At 57.3% G+C, this 18233-nt stretch carries 17 protein-coding genes and 1 tRNA gene; 14 read left to right on the top strand and 4 right to left on the bottom strand.

Annotated elements, in window-relative coordinates; all coding sequences use genetic code 11:
- Positions 1-25: 25 nt before the first annotated feature.
- Positions 26-1468 (top strand): ABC1 kinase family protein, encoded by a 1443-nt coding sequence (locus ACESMB_RS03250; protein ID WP_372925233.1) that lies wholly within the window; start codon positions 26-28, stop codon positions 1466-1468.
- Here the strand turns inward: ACESMB_RS03250 and ACESMB_RS03245 are convergent.
- Complete coding sequence (locus ACESMB_RS03245) at positions 1411-1851, bottom strand: YqaA family protein (RefSeq protein WP_372925234.1); 441 nt, start codon at positions 1849-1851, stop codon at positions 1411-1413. The genes ACESMB_RS03250 and ACESMB_RS03245 overlap by 58 nt on opposite strands.
- Before the next feature lie 46 nt (positions 1852-1897).
- On the opposite strand from ACESMB_RS03245, the gene ACESMB_RS03240 reads away from it, so the two are divergent.
- A complete protein-coding gene (locus tag ACESMB_RS03240; RefSeq protein WP_372970895.1) occupies positions 1898-4024 on the top strand; it encodes a methyl-accepting chemotaxis protein in 2127 nt (708 codons plus the stop codon).
- A 171-nt stretch (positions 4025-4195) separates the two neighbouring features.
- Positions 4196-4447: a GrxA family glutaredoxin gene (locus ACESMB_RS03235; RefSeq protein ID WP_372925236.1), complete on the top strand. Its 252-nt coding sequence runs from the start codon at positions 4196-4198 to the stop codon at positions 4445-4447.
- Between the two features lie 62 nt (positions 4448-4509).
- On the opposite strand, the gene ACESMB_RS03230 is transcribed toward ACESMB_RS03235, so the two are convergent.
- Entirely contained in the window at positions 4510-5772 is a 1263-nt protein-coding gene (locus tag ACESMB_RS03230; protein WP_372925237.1) for a 6-phosphofructokinase, read from the bottom strand.
- Positions 5773-5926: 154 nt separating this feature from the next.
- Between ACESMB_RS03230 and mpl the strand changes: the two genes are divergently transcribed.
- From mpl to ACESMB_RS03205, 5 genes are all read left to right on the top strand, one after another.
- Entirely contained in the window at positions 5927-7321 is a 1395-nt protein-coding gene (gene mpl, locus ACESMB_RS03225) for a UDP-N-acetylmuramate:L-alanyl-gamma-D-glutamyl-meso-diaminopimelate ligase (protein WP_372970894.1), read from the top strand.
- A gap of 37 nt (positions 7322-7358) precedes the next feature.
- Positions 7359-8006 (top strand): flavin prenyltransferase UbiX, encoded by a 648-nt coding sequence (locus ACESMB_RS03220; RefSeq protein ID WP_372925239.1) that lies wholly within the window; start codon positions 7359-7361, stop codon positions 8004-8006.
- A gap of 116 nt (positions 8007-8122) precedes the next feature.
- Complete coding sequence (locus tag ACESMB_RS03215) at positions 8123-9268, top strand: acyl-CoA dehydrogenase family protein (RefSeq protein WP_372925240.1); 1146 nt, start codon at positions 8123-8125, stop codon at positions 9266-9268.
- Positions 9269-9464: 196 nt separating this feature from the next.
- Complete coding sequence (locus ACESMB_RS03210) at positions 9465-11390, top strand: methyl-accepting chemotaxis protein (protein WP_372925241.1); 1926 nt, start codon at positions 9465-9467, stop codon at positions 11388-11390.
- A gap of 140 nt (positions 11391-11530) precedes the next feature.
- Positions 11531-11974, top strand: a complete 444-nt coding sequence (locus tag ACESMB_RS03205) for a hypothetical protein (RefSeq protein WP_372970893.1) — start codon at positions 11531-11533, stop codon at positions 11972-11974.
- A gap of 227 nt (positions 11975-12201) precedes the next feature.
- Here the strand turns inward: ACESMB_RS03205 and ACESMB_RS03200 are convergent.
- Both ACESMB_RS03200 and ACESMB_RS03195 read right to left on the bottom strand, forming a co-directional pair.
- Positions 12202-12288: transfer RNA gene (locus tag ACESMB_RS03200), tRNA-Leu, on the bottom strand.
- Between the two features lie 106 nt (positions 12289-12394).
- Entirely contained in the window at positions 12395-12535 is a 141-nt protein-coding gene (locus ACESMB_RS03195) for a hypothetical protein (protein ID WP_372925243.1), read from the bottom strand.
- A 25-nt stretch (positions 12536-12560) separates the two neighbouring features.
- On the opposite strand from ACESMB_RS03195, the gene rnr reads away from it, so the two are divergent.
- The 6 genes from rnr to rplI all read left to right on the top strand — a co-directional run bounded on the left by rnr (position 12561) and on the right by rplI (position 18136).
- Positions 12561-15176 (top strand): ribonuclease R, encoded by a 2616-nt coding sequence (gene rnr, locus ACESMB_RS03190; RefSeq protein WP_372925244.1) that lies wholly within the window; start codon positions 12561-12563, stop codon positions 15174-15176.
- Positions 15177-15179: 3 nt separating this feature from the next.
- Positions 15180-15917 carry a 23S rRNA (guanosine(2251)-2'-O)-methyltransferase RlmB gene (gene rlmB / locus ACESMB_RS03185; RefSeq protein WP_372925245.1) on the top strand — a complete coding sequence of 246 codons (738 nt, stop codon included), beginning with the start codon at positions 15180-15182 and terminating at the stop codon, positions 15915-15917.
- 181 nt (positions 15918-16098) lie between these two features.
- Entirely contained in the window at positions 16099-16515 is a 417-nt protein-coding gene (gene rpsF / locus ACESMB_RS03180) for a 30S ribosomal protein S6 (protein ID WP_027831131.1), read from the top strand.
- A 29-nt stretch (positions 16516-16544) separates the two neighbouring features.
- A complete protein-coding gene (gene rpsR, locus ACESMB_RS03175) occupies positions 16545-16775 on the top strand; it encodes a 30S ribosomal protein S18 (protein WP_114613426.1) in 231 nt (76 codons plus the stop codon).
- A gap of 27 nt (positions 16776-16802) precedes the next feature.
- The gene (locus ACESMB_RS03170; protein ID WP_372925246.1) at positions 16803-17669 is read left to right on the top strand and encodes a hypothetical protein; all 867 of its coding nucleotides are present in this window, start codon (positions 16803-16805) and stop codon (positions 17667-17669) included.
- A gap of 20 nt (positions 17670-17689) precedes the next feature.
- Entirely contained in the window at positions 17690-18136 is a 447-nt protein-coding gene (gene rplI / locus ACESMB_RS03165) for a 50S ribosomal protein L9 (RefSeq protein WP_372925247.1), read from the top strand.
- Positions 18137-18233 lie beyond the last annotated feature (97 nt).

The raw sequence follows: 18233 nt of genomic DNA, 5'->3' as shown, positions 1-18233 counted from the left end.
ACTTACTGAACCGGGCAGGTTTTTGATGGCACCCAGACCCAAGAGCACATCTGTCGCACGAATCAAGACCGGAAGCTTCGAACGCCGGCTCTCCCTGACAAGGGCCGGATTGTATGCCGGTACACGCATGGCGTCCCATATGGCCACCAACTGGTTTGGTGGCAAGGACAAGCGGGACGCCAGGCATCGCGCCATGCTGTCCAGCCAGGCGGAGTTTCTGGTGGAAGAGCTGGGGAAGCTCAAGGGCAGTGTGGTCAAGATCGGGCAGGTGATGGCACTGTACGGCGAACATTTCCTGCCGGAAGAAGTAACAGAAGCGTTGCATACCCTGGAAGACCAGACCACCTGGCTTGAGTGGCCGTCCATTGAGCGCGTGTTGAAAGACGAGCTGGGTGCCGAGCGGCGTGCGGAACTGGAAGTGGATCCGGACCCCATCGGCGCGGCTTCCCTTGGCCAGGTTCACCGGGCCCGCCGTCGCAGTGACGGTCTTGAGTTGGTGCTGAAAGTTCAGTATCCGGGGGTTGATGAGGCTGTTGACAGCGACCTCAACTCAGTGGCCCAGTTGCTCAGAGTTGCACGGCTAGTGTCGTTCGGCCCGGAATTCAACGACTGGTTGGAAGAAGTACGGGACATGATGCACCGGGAGGTGGATTATCGCCTGGAGGCCTACACAACGGAAAAATTCCGGCAGATGCTGTTAAACGATCCCCGCTTCGTGGTGCCAAGGGTTCTGGAAGAATACTGCACGGCTCATGTTATCGCCTCCACCTACGAGCAGGGCCATTCCGTAAGCTCGGTGACGGTCAGGGAATTGTCGCTGGAACGTCGCAGCGAGCTTGGCCGGGCGGCACTGGAACTGTTTTTCCGCGAACTGTTTGTCTGGGGTGAAATCCAGACCGACCCGAATTTCGGCAATTATCGCATTCGTATTGCCGGTGAGAGTGGCGCCGACCGGGAGCACGACCAGATCGTGTTGCTGGATTTTGGCGCGGTTCAGTCCTATTCGGCCAAATTTCTCGACCCGGTCATCCAGATGATCCGGGCCTCCTATGAGGGCGATCTGGAGGCAGTGATTGATGGTGGGGTGAAGCTGCGCTTCATGAGCGAGGAATGGCCGGCGGACGTACTGGAAAAGTTCGGCTCGGTCTGCATGTCGGTACTGGAACCCCTGTCACGGGACCGGAGCAGTTGGCCGGATTACGCCGTAAACGACGACGGCGAATATCGCTGGAAACAGAGCGATCTGCCATCCCGGGTTGCCCGCCAGGCGGCGCGATCCGCCATCAGCCGTTACTTCAAGGTGCCGCCGAAAGAGTTCGTCTTTCTGAATCGTAAGCTGATTGGTGTCTATACCTTCATCGCAGTGCTCAACGCGGAGTTCAACGGTGAGGACCTGCTGCGGCAATACCTCTACGGAGACCCGGGAACCGCGGACCCTTCCAGCACCAGCCATATTACCAAGGCGTAGCGTGCGCCCTTGCCGATGCCCACCAGCACCACGAAGTTGAGCCAGGGGACGCGCATGATGCCCCCGACCAGTGTCAACGGGTCCCCACCGATAGGAAGCCAGCCCAGAAGCAGCGACCATTGCCCGTAACGGTTAAAGCGGATTCGGGCCTGTTCCAGCTGTTTTTCTGATACCGGAAACCAGCGTTTGTGCTTAAAGCGATCCACTTGCCTGCCGATAACCCCGTTAATCACCGAGCCGGCCGTATTGCCTGCGGTGGCCCAGAACCATATCCACCAGAGCGAATAACCTTGCGTCACCATGCCGCCAAGCAGTATTTCGGAATAGGCCGGCAATAGCGTTGCTGCGGCCAGGGCGGTCATGAAAAGCGTAAGGTAGGCCAATGCTGATTCCTCGAAATAAACTCCCGTACCAGGACAGGTTGTACCAATGAAAAAGCTGTCACTTCGCTTCAAACTCTATGCCCTTGTTATCACTCTCCTGCTGGTCATGGGCATCAGCATCGTGGTGACGGCCCAGCTGTCCCTTGGGCAAATGGAGCAGCGAATTACCTCCGAAACCCGTGAAACCGTCCAGGGTATGGCCGTCGAGCGTCTGAGCGCAACGGCCGGCAAGTATGGCGAGCTGGTCAGCGGCATGTTTGCCACAGCCTACCGGACGCCAGAAGTGGTTCGCAATGTAATCAGCCGCAATATCCAGGCAGACAGCTCCGGGCGTATCAGCCGCATTGATCTTCAGGAAACGGTCGGGGCAATCCTCGAAGAGCAGGGCAACCTCAGTTCCATCTATGCCCAGTTCGAGCCCGATGCCTATGACGGCCAGGATCGCTATTTTACCGGTGGCGTGGAAGACCACAGCAGCGATGAGGGCACCCTGGAGATCTATTACTATCGCACTCCGGAAGGGGATGTGGCCTTCAGCCGCACGGAAGATCCTGCGACAAAGTACCTTGACGAGCGCAACGAGTTCGGGACCCGTGAGGCCGAGTGGTACCTGTGTTCCCGGGATACCGGGAAGCCCTGCATAATGGAGCCTTATGAATACCAGATCGAGGAAGGATATTCCGAGCTGATGACCAGCCTGGTGGTGCCTATTCTCAAGGACAACGAATTCGCGGGTGTGGCGGGGGTTGATATCAACCTGTCCACGCTGCAGCAGACCATACAGACCGTCAGCCGCGAGCTCTATGATGGTGAGTCCAGGGTCACGCTGCTCAGTAACCAGGGGCTGATTGCAGCCTCCAGCCACTACGGTGAATACCTGGGCCGCCCACTGTCGGCGGCGCTGCCGCAACAGGCTGATCAATACACCTCTTTGCATCGGGGTGATGGCAATTACGACGATGGAGAAACACTGGCGGTATCCTATCCCATCGAGATTGCCCTGCCGGATACCGAATGGTCGCTGCTGATCGAACTGCCTCGGGAAACCGCTCTGGCAGACGTATCCGAGATTACCGGGCTGCTGTCCAGTGAGGTGAACGCCACCGCCGGGCGTCAGACCATGGTGGGTGTTCTGGTGTCGGTGATCGCAATTCTTGTGCTGGTTGTACTGGTGCGATCTGTTACCAGGCCGCTCAATGAGATCCGTGACCGCATGAAAAACCTGGCGAGTGCCGAGGGGGATCTGACCCGTGAACTGGACATTTATACCCATGCGGAGCTCATTGAACTGGCCGGCGGGTTTAACCGCTTCCTTGGCCGGCTACGGGAAATGATCAACGACCTCAAAAAGGTCAATGGACAGGTCAGCCAGCAGGCCGCTGATGTGGGCCACATCGCCACGGAAACCGACAACCAGACCGAGCGTCAGCATCAGGACATCGAGAGCGTTGTCACCGCCATGAACGAAATGTCCGCGGCAGCGGGCGAAGTGGCCGGATTCGCGGGTGAGGCGGCTGAGAATGCGCAAATGGCCCAGGACGGTATCCGTTTTACCCAGGATACGCTGACGTCAGCCCTTGATGGCGTCAGCGCCCTTGCCGGCGATATGGATGAGGCGAGTAACGCCATTGGCCACGTGGCCACGCGCAGTGAAGACATCAACCGTATCATCGAGGTGATCCGGGGGATCGCGGAACAGACCAATCTGCTGGCCCTGAACGCGGCCATCGAAGCCGCCAGGGCAGGAGAGCAGGGTCGTGGTTTCGCCGTGGTGGCAGACGAGGTGAGAACCCTTGCCTCCCGCACCCGTGAGTCAACCGATGAAATCAGTCTGATGATCGATGGCCTGCAAAATGATGTGAGCGGTGCTGTCACTGTTATCCAGAGTGGTGTTGACCGTGCCACCCGGGCCGTTGAAGGCACCCGGGAAGCAGATCACTCGCTGGCTTCGGTGGTTGAGCGTATTGCAACCATTGTGGAGCACGTTACCCATGTGGCTACGGCGGCAGAAGAGCAGAGTAGCGTCAGCGAGGAGATCAACCGGAATCTTACCCGCATAGGTGACGCGGCTAATGATCTGAGGGCTCTCGCACAGAGAGTAAGCGGCAGCGGTCGCACTCTGGATGAGCAGGTGCAGACGCTGGATTCGGAGCTGAATCGCCTGAAAACCTGATATTGCTGATCGGGCTGGATCAAAGCGGGGTAACCCCGGCGGTCGCTGAATCGTCTATTGCTATCGCTACCATTCAGCCCATCAATTTTCTTTTTATGTAAACATGCGATCATAATGCCGCTTGTTTGAGGCTGTGAAAGCCCGCCTATTTTCCGGACCAGGAGTTGAATTATGGAGCAAGTCACTATTTTTGGCCGCGCTTCCTGTGGTTTCTGTACGCGTGCAAGGCAGCTGTGCGAGATCAATGATCTTCCATACCGTTATGTCGACATTGTCGAGGAGGGGATCAGCAAGGAAGACCTGTCCAAAACCATTGGCAAACCGGTTCATACGGTCCCGCAGATTTTCGTGGGTCAGGAACACGTGGGCGGATTTGATCATTTTTCCGAGTATCTGGAGCGGGCTGGTTCCACGTTCAGCTGAGCAGTTCGCCAAAAAAGGGCGCACCCGGCTGGCCGGATGCGCCCTTTTTGGTCTGCGGCCGATCAGATCTGGAAATCGGCCTTCAGCTTTTTTTCGACCAGTTGGTTTTTCAACTTTGCCACCCTTGGCAATCCGTCATCGAACGGCGGGAAGCTCTCACCGTAAATGAGCGGCTCCAGGTAATCGCGACAATCCTGGGTGATACCGTAGCCATCATCGGTAATGAAGTGGATCGGCATTTTCTTTTCCTGATTGGCAACATCGCTCAGCGGCGCCTCACCAATGTGCCAGCGATACGGGCGTGACTGCTCGCGCACGATGGTGGGCATCAGGGCCTGCTTGCCGGCCAGGGCCATTTCCACGGCTACCCTGCCGACGGCGTAGGCCTGCTCTACATCCGTTGCAGAGGCGATGTGGCGGGCACTGCGCTGGAGATAATCCGCAACCGCCCAGTGGTATTTGTAGCCCAGGGCCTGTCGCACCATGTTGGCCAGGGCGGGAGCTACGCCACCAAGCTGGGTATGGCCGAAGGCATCCTTGGCGCCGGCATCAGCCAGAAAGCGACCGTCTTCATACTGGGCGCCTTCAGACGCAACCACCACGCAATAGCCATATTCCTTGACACAGAAATCCACCCGCTCAAGAAATTTTTCCCGCTCGAAGGGCACTTCCGGGAACAGAATGACGTGCGGAGGCTCGCCTTCGCCCTTGCCGGCAAGGCCGCCGGATGCGGCAATCCAGCCGGCGTGACGTCCCATCACTTCCAGGATGAACACCTTGGTGGAGGTTTCACACATGGAGCGTATGTCGAGGCTGGCTTCCAGGGTGGAGGTGGCAATGTACTTTGCCACTGATCCAAAACCGGGGCAGCAATCGGTGAAGGGCAGGTCATTGTCCACGGTCTTGGGAACGCCGATGCAGGTAATCGGGTAGCCCATCTTCTCGGCAAGCTGGGATACCTTGTAGGCGGTATCCTGGGAATCACCACCACCGTTGTAGAAGAAGTAGCCAATGTCGTGGGCCCGGAACACCTCGATCAGGCGTTCGTACTCACGCTTGTTTTCCGAAAAATTCTTCAGCTTGTGGCGGCAGGACCCGAACGCACCGCCGGGGGTGTGGATCAGGGCCTGGACATCGTCATCACTTTCCAGGCTGGTATCGATCAGTTCCTCTTTCAGGGCGCCGATAATACCGTTGCGTCCGGCATAGACTTTTCCGATCTGATCCGGATGCTTGCGGGCGGTCTGAATGACCCCGCAGGCACTGGCGTTGATGACGGCGGTTACACCGCCTGACTGGGCATAGAATGCGTTTCTGGTGGCCATTTCCGGCTGGTGCCTCCTGCAGTTTCATCGAATGCGGCAGATGATACGCCAATCGCCGTTTTTTTTCATGACATCAAACGTCGTAAGCAACGCTTGACGACCCGCACTCTATACGGGACGCTTTGCAGGTTTCATTCAAGAGGTCGATAACCGAATGCATATTCATATCCTGGGAATCTGTGGCACTTTCATGGGAAGTCTGGCCGTGCTGGCCAGGGAGCTCGGGCACACCGTGACCGGCTCCGACCAGGGGGTTTACCCACCCATGAGCACCCAGCTGAAAGCCCAGGGCATCGGATTGATGGAAGGCTACCATGCGGACAACCTCAAGCCCGCGCCAGACCTGGTGCTCATCGGTAATGCCATGTCCCGGGGCAACCCCGAAGTGGAAGCAGTTCTGAACCAGAATATCGATTACATGTCCGGCCCGGAGTGGCTCGCCCGGGAAGTGTTACGTCATCGCTGGGTGCTGGCGGTGGCTGGCACCCACGGCAAAACCACCACCACGGCAATGCTGCTCTGGATCCTCGAGCAGGCAGGTCTTGAAGCTGGCTATCTGGTCGGTGGTGTCCCCAACGACTTTCCGGTCTCCGCCAGGCTTGGCAACAGCGATTTTTTCGTGATCGAGGCGGACGAATACGACAGCGCCTTTTTCGATAAACGCTCCAAGTTCGTTCACTACCGGCCCCACACGCTGATTCTCAACAATCTGGAATTCGACCACGCCGATATCTTCGACAATGTGGAAGCCATTGAACGCCAGTTTCACCATCTGGTCAGAACCGTCCCCTCCCGCGGGCTGATCATCAGGCCGGCATTGGACATCCATCTGGACAGGGCGCTGGAACTGGGCTGCTGGACCAGTATCCAGGCCATATCAGTGGGCAGCGAAGTGCCTTACATGGCCGACTGGCGGGCAGAATTGCTGGCGGAAGATGGCAGCCACTTCATGGTGGTTCATCATGAGCAGCCTGTCGCCACCGTGAAATGGACGCAGACCGGTCTTCACAACGTGCGTAACGCCCTGGCGGCCATTGCCGCTGCCCGGCATGTGGGGGTCACGCCGGATCACGCCGTGGCGGCACTGTGCCGGTTTTCCGGCGTCAAACGGCGGATGGAGTTGCTGGCGGACGTTGGTGGTGTCCATGTATATGATGACTTCGCCCATCATCCCACGGCCATCACTACCACTCTTGAAGGGTTGCGCAACAAGGTGGGTCAGGAAACCATCGTCGCCCTGATTGAACCCCGTTCCAATACCATGCAGCAGGGGGTGCACCAGCAGACCCTGCTGCCCAGCGCGGCTGCGGCCGACCGCGTGATCTGGGCCAATCTCAACCAGATGGACTGGCTACCGGAACTGATTGATGGCCATAACGCCACGGCGGACACACCGGAGCGACACATTGTAGAGTCGACAATGGAGGCATTGATCGGCCGGGTTCTGGAACAGGTATCCGGCCCCTGCCATATTGTCATCATGAGTAATGGTGGATTTGGTGGTATACATCAGAAGCTGATTGCAGAACTTGAACGTAAAACCGGTTGACAGACGTTTGCCCTCCAACCGATCAGGGAACATCAGCATGACAGCAGCATCAGACAACCAGCGGGTGATCAACCTGGCTTTCACCGGAGCCTCCGGCGCACAGTACGGTCTTCGCCTGTTGCAGTGCCTGGTGGCGGCGGACTGTCGGGTGCATGTGATGGTCAGCAAGGCTGCCCAGATCGTGATTGCCACGGAAACGGATCTGAAGTTGCCGGGCAATACACCGGCCATGCAGGAAGTGCTGACCAACCATGCCGGTGCCAGGCCCGGGCAGGTGCTGGTGTTCGGGCGGGAGGACTGGTTTTCTCCGCCGGCCTCCGGTTCGGGTGAGAAGGCGCCACTGGTGATCTGTCCCTGCAGCACCGGTACCCTCTCCGCACTGGCCACCGGCGCCAGCAATAACCTCATCGAGCGTGCCGGGGATGTGGCCCTGAAGGAACGGCGGCAACTGATTCTGGTGCCGCGGGAAGCGCCTTACTCTGAAGTGCACCTGGAAAACATGCTGAGGCTCACCCGCATGGGTGCGGTGATCATGCCCGCCAGCCCCGGGTTCTATCATCAGCCGCAATGCGTCGGAGACCTGGTGGACTTCATTGTTGCCCGCCTGCTAGACCACCTGGGTCTGCCCCAGGATCTGATGCCACGCTGGGGTGAAGAGCGTCTCAGGGCCAAACAGCCGGACTGATGGCCAGCGATGGTTTTGGCCAGCCCGATTGATGTTTTTCATCATTGAGCGAAATCGCCGCTCCCCCGAGACTTGGTGAACGACAATCACAAGACAGTCTTTCACCGAGGTTCACCATGATTCCACGCACACTCTTTGATGCCGACCTTGAAGGTTTCCGGGATTCCGTCCGCAAGTTCCTGCAGCAGGAAGCGGCGCCCTATCACGAACAATGGGAAAAAGACGGTCAGGTCAGCCGGGAACTCTGGACCAAGGCCGGTGCGCTGGGCTTTCTGTGCCCGACGATGCCGGAAGAGTATGGCGGCGTAGGGGCAGATTTCCGCTACAGTGCGGTCATCATGGAGGAAGTTTCCAGGGCGGGCCTGTCCGGCATCGGCTGGACGCTGCATTCTGACATTGTTGCCCCCTATCTTCTCAACTACGGCTCCGAAGAGCAGAAACAGAAATACCTGCCGAAACTGGCGTCCGGTGAAATGATCGGCGCCATCGCCATGACCGAGCCCGGTGCCGGCTCTGACCTCCAGGGGGTGAAAACCACGGCGGTAAAGAACGAGGCAGGCGACCATTACGTGCTGAATGGCTCCAAAACCTTCATCACCAACGGTCAGATGGCAGACCTGGTGATCGTGGTGGTCAAGACCGACCCCAAAGAGGGTGCCAAGGGCACCAGCCTGCTGCTGGTGGAAAGTGCCTGGGAAGGCTTTGAAAAGGGCCAGAACCTGAACAAGGTGGGCATGAAGGCGCAGGATACCTCGGAACTGTTCTTCCAGGACGTCCGGGTGCCGGCTGACCAACTGCTGGGGTCCATGGAAGGCCAGGGCTTTTTCCAGTTGATGGCGGAGCTGCCGGCCGAGCGCCTTCAGGTCGGCCTGACAGCGGTCGCCGCTGCCGAAGCTGCCTGGCAATGGACCCTGGATTATGTGAAGGAGCGCAAGGCGTTCGGCAAGCCGGTGATCGCCTTCCAGAATACCCGTTTCAAGATGGCGGAAATGAAAGCGGAAATCACCGCCGCGCGAGTGTTCTGTGATCGTTGCCTGGAACTGCATCTGGAGAAGAAGCTGGATATTCCCACTGCAGCCATGCTGAAACAGCACACCACCGATCTGCAGTGCAAGGTCATGGACGAATGCGTGCAGCTTCATGGCGGTTACGGCTATATGTGGGAGTATCCCATTGCCCGGGCCTGGGCAGATTCCCGTGTTCAGCGCATCTACGCCGGTACCAATGAGATCATGAAGGAAATTGTGGCGCGCTCATTCTGAGCGCAATTTTGCGTCGGTCTGGTGCCAGGGGTCTGGTACTAGACGATTATGCTATGCAACCTGCCATCGTTAGATCAAATTAAGCTTCATTAACTCCCGAACTCTGCCGTTAACTGTATCAAGTGAGTCGTCAGTCTCAGCAGTTACGAGTTCTACGGCGCTTGTCTCCAAGCCAGTTGCAGATCAGGAAGTGTCTATGTCCATTCGTAAACTGTTCATCGTCTCGATTGCCGGAATTCTATTTGCTATTGCATTGATCGCAAGCATTTTTCTCGCGATCAACACCCAGAAAGCGATTACCTCCGAGGTGATTGAAAAGCGCGAGACCCTGATCGATGAAGTCGTCCAGATGCTCTCGATTACTGACGACCTTATGTCAAAACGAGTGCAGAACTCTCTTGATCTACTGATGGAGAGAGGAGAAAGGCAGGGAGGCGCGACCGTCAATGGCCAGGAACCCGTGGCTGGGCAATCAGCACCCGCCCTGTTTCTGGGCGATACGATGGTGAACAACAATTTTGAACTGGTTGACGGCGTAACCAGCGTTATGGGAGGCACGGCGACCCTTTTCGTGCGAGATGGCCAGGATTTTGTCCGGGTCTCAACCAACGTCAAAAAACAGGATGGGTCACGGGCTATCGGGACCAAACTCAACATGGACGGGGCGGCGGGAAAAGCCATCAGCCGGGGAGAAGCTTACTTCGGGCAGGTGGATATACTCGGTAATCCGTATCTCACGGCTTACAGCCCCATTCGCAACGATACAAACCAGATTATCGGAATCTGGTACGTGGGTTACTCGGCAGATCTTGAGGTGCTGGAAGAGGTCATCAATTCGTCCCGACTTCTGCAGGATGGATTCATCGGGCTTCTGGACGACAAGAACAGGCTCCGGATGCAATCGGATACCATCGCATCAGCGCAACTCGAAGAAATACTGGAGACCGATGCTGATAGGTGGCAACTCGATCGAACGACATTTGATCCATGGGGTTACCAGATCGTTACTGGCTACTCCAGGGATGAGGTTTCCGGGATGGTTCGCAACCAGACTCTGGGAGCGATCGTTGCCATCCTTGTTGCCGGGGTTATTCTCATCGCGTGTCTGAGCGTACTGGCGCAATGGGTTGTTTCCCGACCGTTGAAACGGATGATCGCGGCAATTGATGACATTGCCAGCGGCGAGGGGGATCTGACAGTCCGCTTCAATTCCACCGGCCGCAATGAACTCGGTTTGATGGCACAGGGGTTCGATCGCCTTTTGGATCGCCTGCAAGCGACCATTGCTGACACTAAAAACTCCTCCGGAAGCCTCCGGGATGCCTCTGGCGAACTGAAAGCTATTGCCGCGGATTCGGCTTCAGTAGTCTCAAACCAGACAGAAGAAACCGAACATGTTGCGACGGCCATGAACGAAATGACGGCAACAGCTCAGAACGTCGCTGAGAGCGCGTCGAGGGCAGAAAATATTGCCAAAGACGCTGACGGCCTGGCCGAGAACGGTCAATCGTTGATCGACAGGACCACGGCAAAGATCCAAGGCCAGCTTGATAATAATCAGCGATCAGTCCAGACAAGCGCCTCTCTGAAAGAGGCCTCCGAAAACATCGGCAGTATTCTGGCGGTCATCGAAAACATTTCCGGACAGACGAATCTTCTTGCCCTGAACGCGGCCATCGAGGCCGCCCGCGCTGGAGAGCATGGCAGAGGATTTGCCGTTGTTTCCGAGGAAGTCCGGAACCTTGCCAGTCGCACCCAGGAGTCGGTCAAGGAAATCCAGGACCAGATACATCATCTTCGCGAAGGGGTGAGCAGTGTGACTGATGTGATCGAGGTTGGCAGCCGGCTGGCCAATGAGACCAACGACATGATCAGAGAGACCGGGGGGGCCATCGGATCATTGCGCGACAGTGTCCGGAGTATCCGGGACACAAATATTGAAATGGCAAGTGCGGCTGAAGAGCAAAGCCAGGTTGCGGAGGATATTAACCAGCGCCTGGAACACATCCGTCAGATGGCTGGAAGTAGCCAACAAAATGCGACCCACACCAACGAGGCGTCGGAAAAGCTGAAAAGTCTGGCGGAAGAACTGCAATCGAAGCTCGACTCCTACAAAACCTGAGCCAGCGACTGGGCCAATCGGTTCGTGAGGCAAAACCCATTAGTCAGATGGGAACCTATGGCAGGCAGTTGTTACCAAACTTTACACATTGCCAAACCTATCAAGGTTCCCCCGGCCAACATCCCCTAGAGCAGACCCGTATGGGGGATGTGGTGCTGGAGCAAGCCTACATGCTCAGCGACTACGTCAAATCCGAAGATCACCGGGCTCAGCCCTATGCCCGTGCTTTTGCTCGCTTCATGGCCAGTCAGTTTTCGGAAAAATACGCCAACCTCCTGCGAGACGGCGACGGGCGTGATCGTTATCTGAGTGAAGAGGCGGCTTCCATGTCCAATCTCAGCGTTTCCGCCGAGCTGGAGTTTGATTACTCCGAGGATGGCCGGGTAACGTCTATTACGGCCCATGGCTGTATGCGACCTTCACTGCGGGAAATGGTGCGTCTGATCAACGCTCGTGCCAGGATGGCCGATATGCAGGTACAGTCCCTGACCGCAACATTGGAGAAGGGTACCGAGTTTCTGGAGCCTGATTCTGGTTTCGGCGCAGCAGCCGTACACCGTATCCGGCACTATTCCGCAGCCTGACGGATTCGAATCCCTTGCGCTTGAGTTGGACGTTCGGGATAACCGCCTCCGCTCGCGTGAACTATGCGTATCAGCGGCTATCGGAGTATCTGTCGGGACTGGTGGAGTAAAATGGAAGATCGGTGCGGCCACCCGGGTATAGCGGGGCATTGTATTACTGGCCTGTGAAAGGCTGCGGCATGTGCGTATAAGGGTTTCGGATTTCCGACACTTCCTGAGGAAGGAAGTGGTGCCGAGGAGAGGACTTGAACCTCCACGGGGTTGCCCCCACTAGCACCTGAAGCTAGCGTGTCTACCAATTTCACCACCTCGGCAGGTGATTTGCAGCTTTTCCGGTGGGGATTCAACGGCTTTAGCTTATTGAATTTCCGGAGTTTCTGCCTCGGCTACAGGCAATGCCGTCAACCGATGGCGCGTACTTTAATCATTCGGAAAAAGGCTGTCAAACATTTTTTGCCGCCCAACGCCGGTTTTTGTGCCTATTTTCAGCGAGCGGTTAGGCAGGCGGCCGCTGGCGGCGTTATACTCTCTGGCAAATGCAATATAACGACTGATTTCCATGGGGGAATCAGAATTAAGGATACGAATGGTTTCCAGGAAAAAGACAGACAACGACCCCCACGCACAACGTGAGGCCAGCAAGTATGACAACCCGATCCAGAGCCGGGAGTTCATTCTTGAGCACCTGAAAGAGAGGGGAGCGCCGGCCACTCATGAAACCCTGTGCGAGGAACTGGGGCAACAGTCTGAAGAGGGTATTGAAGCCCTGCGCCGCCGATTGATCGCCATGTGCCGGGACGGCCAGTTGATCTGCAACCGCCGTGGCGCTTACCTTCCGATTGAAGAAGCGGATCTGGTGACAGGCCGTGTAACAGGGCACAAGGACGGTTTCGGCTTCCTGATTCCCGATGACGGCGGATCGGATCTGTTTCTGACAGCGCGCCAGATGCGTCAGGTTTTCCACGGCGACAGGGTTGCGGCTCGGGTAGACCGGGTGGATGACCGTGGGCGTCGAGAAGGGGTGATTGTCGAGGTACTGGAATACCGTACCCATCAGACCGTGGGCCGACTCTTCCAGGAAAGCGGTATATCGTTTGTAGTTCCGGAGAATGCCCGCATCAATCACGAAGTTCTGATTCCAGCCGAACATATTAATGAAGCACGGCATGGTCAGTATGTGGTGGTCGATATTCTGCGCCAGCCCACCGTTCGCACCCAACCCACCGGCAAAGTGGTGGAAGTGCTGGGCGAGCATATGGCACCGGGAATGGAGATCGACGTTGCCATCCGCTCCTACGATATCCCCCACAGCTGGCCACCAGCAGTGGGTGAGCAGGCGGCCGGTATCCCCGAGGAAGTCACAGAGAAAGACAAACAGAACCGGGTGGACATCAGAAACCTGCGCCTGGTAACCATCGACGATGAGTCCGCGCGTGATTTTGACGACGCGATCTATTGCGAGCCCCGCCCTCGAGGCGGCTACCGCTTGCTGGTAGCAATTGCGGATGTATCACACTATGTGCGCCCGGGTACGCCACTGGATGAAGAGGCCATCAACCGCGGTAACTCCGTGTATTTCCCGGATCACGTGGTGCCGATGCTGCCGGAAAAGCTGTCCAACGGCCTGTGCTCCCTGAACCCGGGTGTGGACCGGCTGTGTATGGTGGCGGACATGACCATCAGCGCCGCTGGCGCAATCAGTGGCTACACCTTCTACCAGGCGGTGATGCACAGCCACGCACGGCTGACTTACAATAAGGTCAGCGACATGCTGGAGCGGCCGGACTCGGAGCCGGGCTACCGGTTGTCGGAGCAGTACGCTCACGTGCTGCCGCACCTGCACAACCTGTACAACCTCTACAAGTTACTGCGCAAGGCCAGAACCGAGCGGGGCGCCATCGATTTCGAGACCACGGAAACCAAGGTGGTGTTCGACGCCAACCGCAAGATCGAGGAAATTGTCCCGGTCCAGCGTAACGATGCCCACAAGATTGTCGAGGAGTGCATGCTGGCGGCCAACGTGGCAACCGCGCGATTCCTCAAGAAACACAAGGTGCCGTCACTGTATCGTGTTCACGATGGTCCCTCGGAAGAGCGGCTCAGCGCGGTGCGGCTGTTCCTGGGCGAGCTGGGCCTGCAACTGGGTGGCGGTGACAAGCCAACCTCTGCGGACTATCAGGAGTTGTTGGCCAGTATTTCAGACCGCTCCGATGCCAATGTTATCCAGACCGTGATGCTTCGCTCTCTCAGTCAGGCAGTCTACAGTCCGGAAGAGGGTGGTCACTTCGGTCTCGGCTTTTCCAGTTATGCCCACTTTACGTCGCCAATTCGCCGTTATCCGGACCTGATCGTGCATCGTGGCATCAAGTCAGTGGTTCATGGTGAAGAAGGCAGCAAGGATGTGGTTGCGCCTCCGAAGCATGACCCGGAGCTTGCGGATTACCCTTACGATACGCCCCGCATGCACCAACTTGGCGAGCACTGCTCGATGACCGAGCGGCGTGCCGATGATGCTACCCGAGATGTCATGGCGTGGCTCAAGTGCGAGTACCTGAAAGACCATGTGGGCGAGGAATACGACGGTGTCATAGCCGCAGTGGTGCCATTCGGCTTCTTCGTGGAGCTGTCCGGGGTCTATATAGAAGGCCTTGTGCACGTGTCTACGCTCAGTGGTGATTACTTCCATCACGATTCCGCCAAGCATCGCCTGATTGGCGAGCGTACCGCCATGAGTTTCCGCCTGGGCGACGATGTCCGCGTGAAGGTGGTGCGTGTAGGTATGGAAGACCGCAAGATCGATCTTGAACTGGTGAGCGAGCCCCAGCACCGCCAGGCCGACCGCGATGCCCTGGAAATCAGCAAGCGTGAACCAAGGGATAAGGGCAAGGGGCGTGGCAAAGGTGGCAAAGCCTCTGCAGGTCGTTCCCGTGGCGGTGATCGTGGCAAGGTTGGTGGTGACAAAGGCGGGGATGCCGCTGCAAAACCGCGCCGGCGCAAAGGTTCCGCGCCACAGACCGGTGGCAAATCAAAAAAACCTGAGGCAGTGGCGCCGACCTACGAAGACGATGGCGAGTTGTCAGCCCGCGACAAGCTGGTGGCAGAAGCCGCCAAGCTGGCGTTGGGCAAGGGCAAAGGCAAGAAGCCTGCTGGCAAAACCGACGGCGCTGACAAGAAGCGCAAATCCCGCAAGTCAGGAAAATAAGCTGTGGCTGAAGAGTTTATTTTTGGCTGGCATGCGGTTGAAGCAGTTCTCAAGCGTGAGCCCGAGCGACTGCAGCAGGTGTGGATCCAGACTGGCCGCGAAGATCGCCGGGTCAAAACCGTCACCGATGCCCTGAACGAACTCGGGGTGCGCTGGCAGGTGGTGCATCGTAAGGAACTGGACCAGCGGGTTTCCGGAGTTCACCAGGGCGTGGTGGCGGCGGTATCTGAAAGCCGTGAGTGGAGCGAGGACGACCTGCTGGCCATGCTCGCAGGTTCCGATAAGCCGCCGTTCCTGCTCATTCTTGATGGTGTCACTGATCCCCACAACCTGGGGGCCTGCTTGCGCACTGCCGATGCCGTTGGTGTTCAGGCTGTCGTGGTCCCGAAGGACAAGTCGGCCTCACTGTCGCCCACAGTGCGCAAAGTGGCCTGCGGCGCTGCCGAAACCGTGCCGCTGGTGCGGGTTACCAATCTTGCCCGCTTTATGCGGACAATACAGGATCAAGGTGTCTGGCTTATCGGCACCGCGGGCGGGGCCAGGAGCACCGTCTACCAGGCTGACTTTACCGGCCCCGTGGCTCTGGTAATGGGGGCAGAAGGCAAGGGTATGCGGCGTTTGACCCGTGAGCATTGCGACCTGCTGATCAATATCCCCATGCTTGGCCACGTCGACAGCCTCAACGTTTCGGTGGCAACTGGCGTTTGCCTGTACGAAGCTTTGCGACAGCGGCTTGCATAGTACCCCCCACACGCCTAGAATACGTGACCCCCTTTTCCAGGGGGCAGTGTCGTATTGCCTGAATTCCGGGCAGTAGGCATCAAGAAGCCGGCGGCCCTGGCTGCCACCTCCTTGCTTCCTGTATTTGCCCAGTCTGTTTCTGTGCGTTTACCGGAGGCTGTTTAAACCGTAGGGAGAACTCATGCGTCACTACGAAATCGTATTTATGGTACACCCGGATCAGAGCGAGCAGGTGCCCGCGATGATCGAGCGTTATACCGGCGTCATCAATGAAGATGGCGGCAAGGTACATCGCCTGGAAGATTGGGGCCGTCGTCACCTGGCTTACCCGATCAACAAGATTCACAAGGCTCACTACGTACTGATGAACGTTGAATGTTCACAGGCAGCGATGGACGAGCTGACTCACAACTTCCGTTTCAACGATGCCATCATCCGCGACATGATCCTGCGCCGCGATGGTGCCGATACCGACCTGTCCCCGATGAAAGCTTCCGAGTCCCGTGAAGATCGTCGTGGCGGAGATGATCGTCCGCGTCGTTCAGCTGAATCTGACGAATCACGTCAGCAGGCTGAAACCCAGGACGAAGAAGAGTAAAACCATCACCGGAGTTGAGGAGTTAAGTTATGGCTCGTTTTTTCAGACGTCGTAAGTTCTGCCGCTTCACGGCAGAAGGTGTTAAAGAGATCGATTACAAGGATCTTGACACCCTCAAAGGTTACGTTACTGAGACAGGCAAAATCGTGCCCAGCCGTATCACCGGCACCAAGGCACGCTATCAGCGTCAGCTGGCTACCGCTATCAAGCGTGCCCGCTATCTGGCACTGCTGCCGTATTCGGACAGCCACGATAACTAAGTAACAGAATAAACAGGACCCGGGACCATGCGTGCACTGGCACAGTTTGTAATGCGCGGTCCTCTGCAGGCAGGCGGGGTTGCCGCAGTTACCACTGCGATACCCCTTTTGTTCTGGATTGGTGCAGCGGTCATTGGCCTGGTCATTCTCAGGCTGGGTATCAGCCAGGGGCTTAACATTGGCCTCTGGGCATTGCTTCCGGCACTCGGCTGGAGCTGGTTCGGGCAGGACCCGACAGCGCTGGCTGTATTGCTTCAGGTGATGTTGATTGCGTCCATACTGCGAACAACCCTGTCCTGGGAGAAAGCGCTTCTGGCGGGCAGCTTCCTGGGTATTGTGACAGGCATGATGTTGCCCCTGTTGTATCCGGATCTGCTGAACGATCTGGTGCAGACCGGGGTGAGATTTTACGAAGAGTACAACGCCGAAGTGGCCAGCAGTCTTGGCGACAGGCTGGAAACAGTCATTCGGCAAACCATGAATGCGAGCATGGCAGGCACCTACCTGGTTATCGGGGTGGGCATGACCATGCTGGCAAGATCCTGGCAGGCGGGATTGTATAATCCCGGCGGATTCCGGACCGAGTTCCACTCGTTCCGGCTGTCACCGGCAATCGCGGTTATCTGCGTGATTACCATGGTGGCAGGGCCCGTTCTCGGGCTCAATTCCATGCTGCTGGGTTGGGCCGGAGGCTTGCCGCTGTTTCTGGCGGGCCTGGCCCTGATCCATGGCGTTGTTGGTCGTAAAAATCTGAGTGGTCAGTGGCTGATAATGTTCTATCTGGCGCTGGTACTGCTTGGTCCAAGCCTGATGATTCTGTTGGTAGTTCTGGCTTTTGTGGATAGCTGGCTGGATATCCGGAGACGAATAAAGCCCTCCGGCCCGGCTGAATAAAGCACGAAGAGGTTAACGAGATGGAAGTTATTCTGCTCGAAAAAGTAGCAAACCTTGGTTCACTGGGTGACAAGGTCAAGGTAAAGGCCGGCTACGGTCGCAATTTTCTGCTGCCTTATGGCAAGGCTGTTCCGGCAACAGCCGAAAACCTGAAGGCGTTCGAAGAGCGCCGTGCAGAACTTGAGAAAGTAGCCGCCGAAAAACTGGCCGAAGCCCAGACCCGTGGTGAGACGCTGGAAGGTTCCTCCGTCACCATCACCTCCAAGGCTGGTGAAGAAGGCAAGCTGTTCGGTTCTATCGGTGTGCGTGACATCGCTGATGCGATTACCGCTGCTGGTACCGAAGTCGAGAAAAGTGAAGTTCGTCTGCCGGAAGGCCCGATTCGCGTGGTTGGCGAGTACGAGATTGAGCTTCAGCTGCACTCTGACGTGAGCGTTGTAATTAACCTGGCAGTAGTTGCAGAGTAAGCAGCCAAGCAATTGCACGTTAAACGGTAACGCCGGGTTTCGATCCGGCGGCAGCCATACAGGCCCGGAATCTGCTCAGGTGGATTCCGGGCCTGTT

This window comes from Marinobacter sp. (genome assembly GCF_041686475.1).
Lineage (GTDB): Bacteria > Pseudomonadota > Gammaproteobacteria > Pseudomonadales > Oleiphilaceae > Marinobacter.
This window is presented reverse-complemented; position numbering and strand designations above follow the sequence as displayed.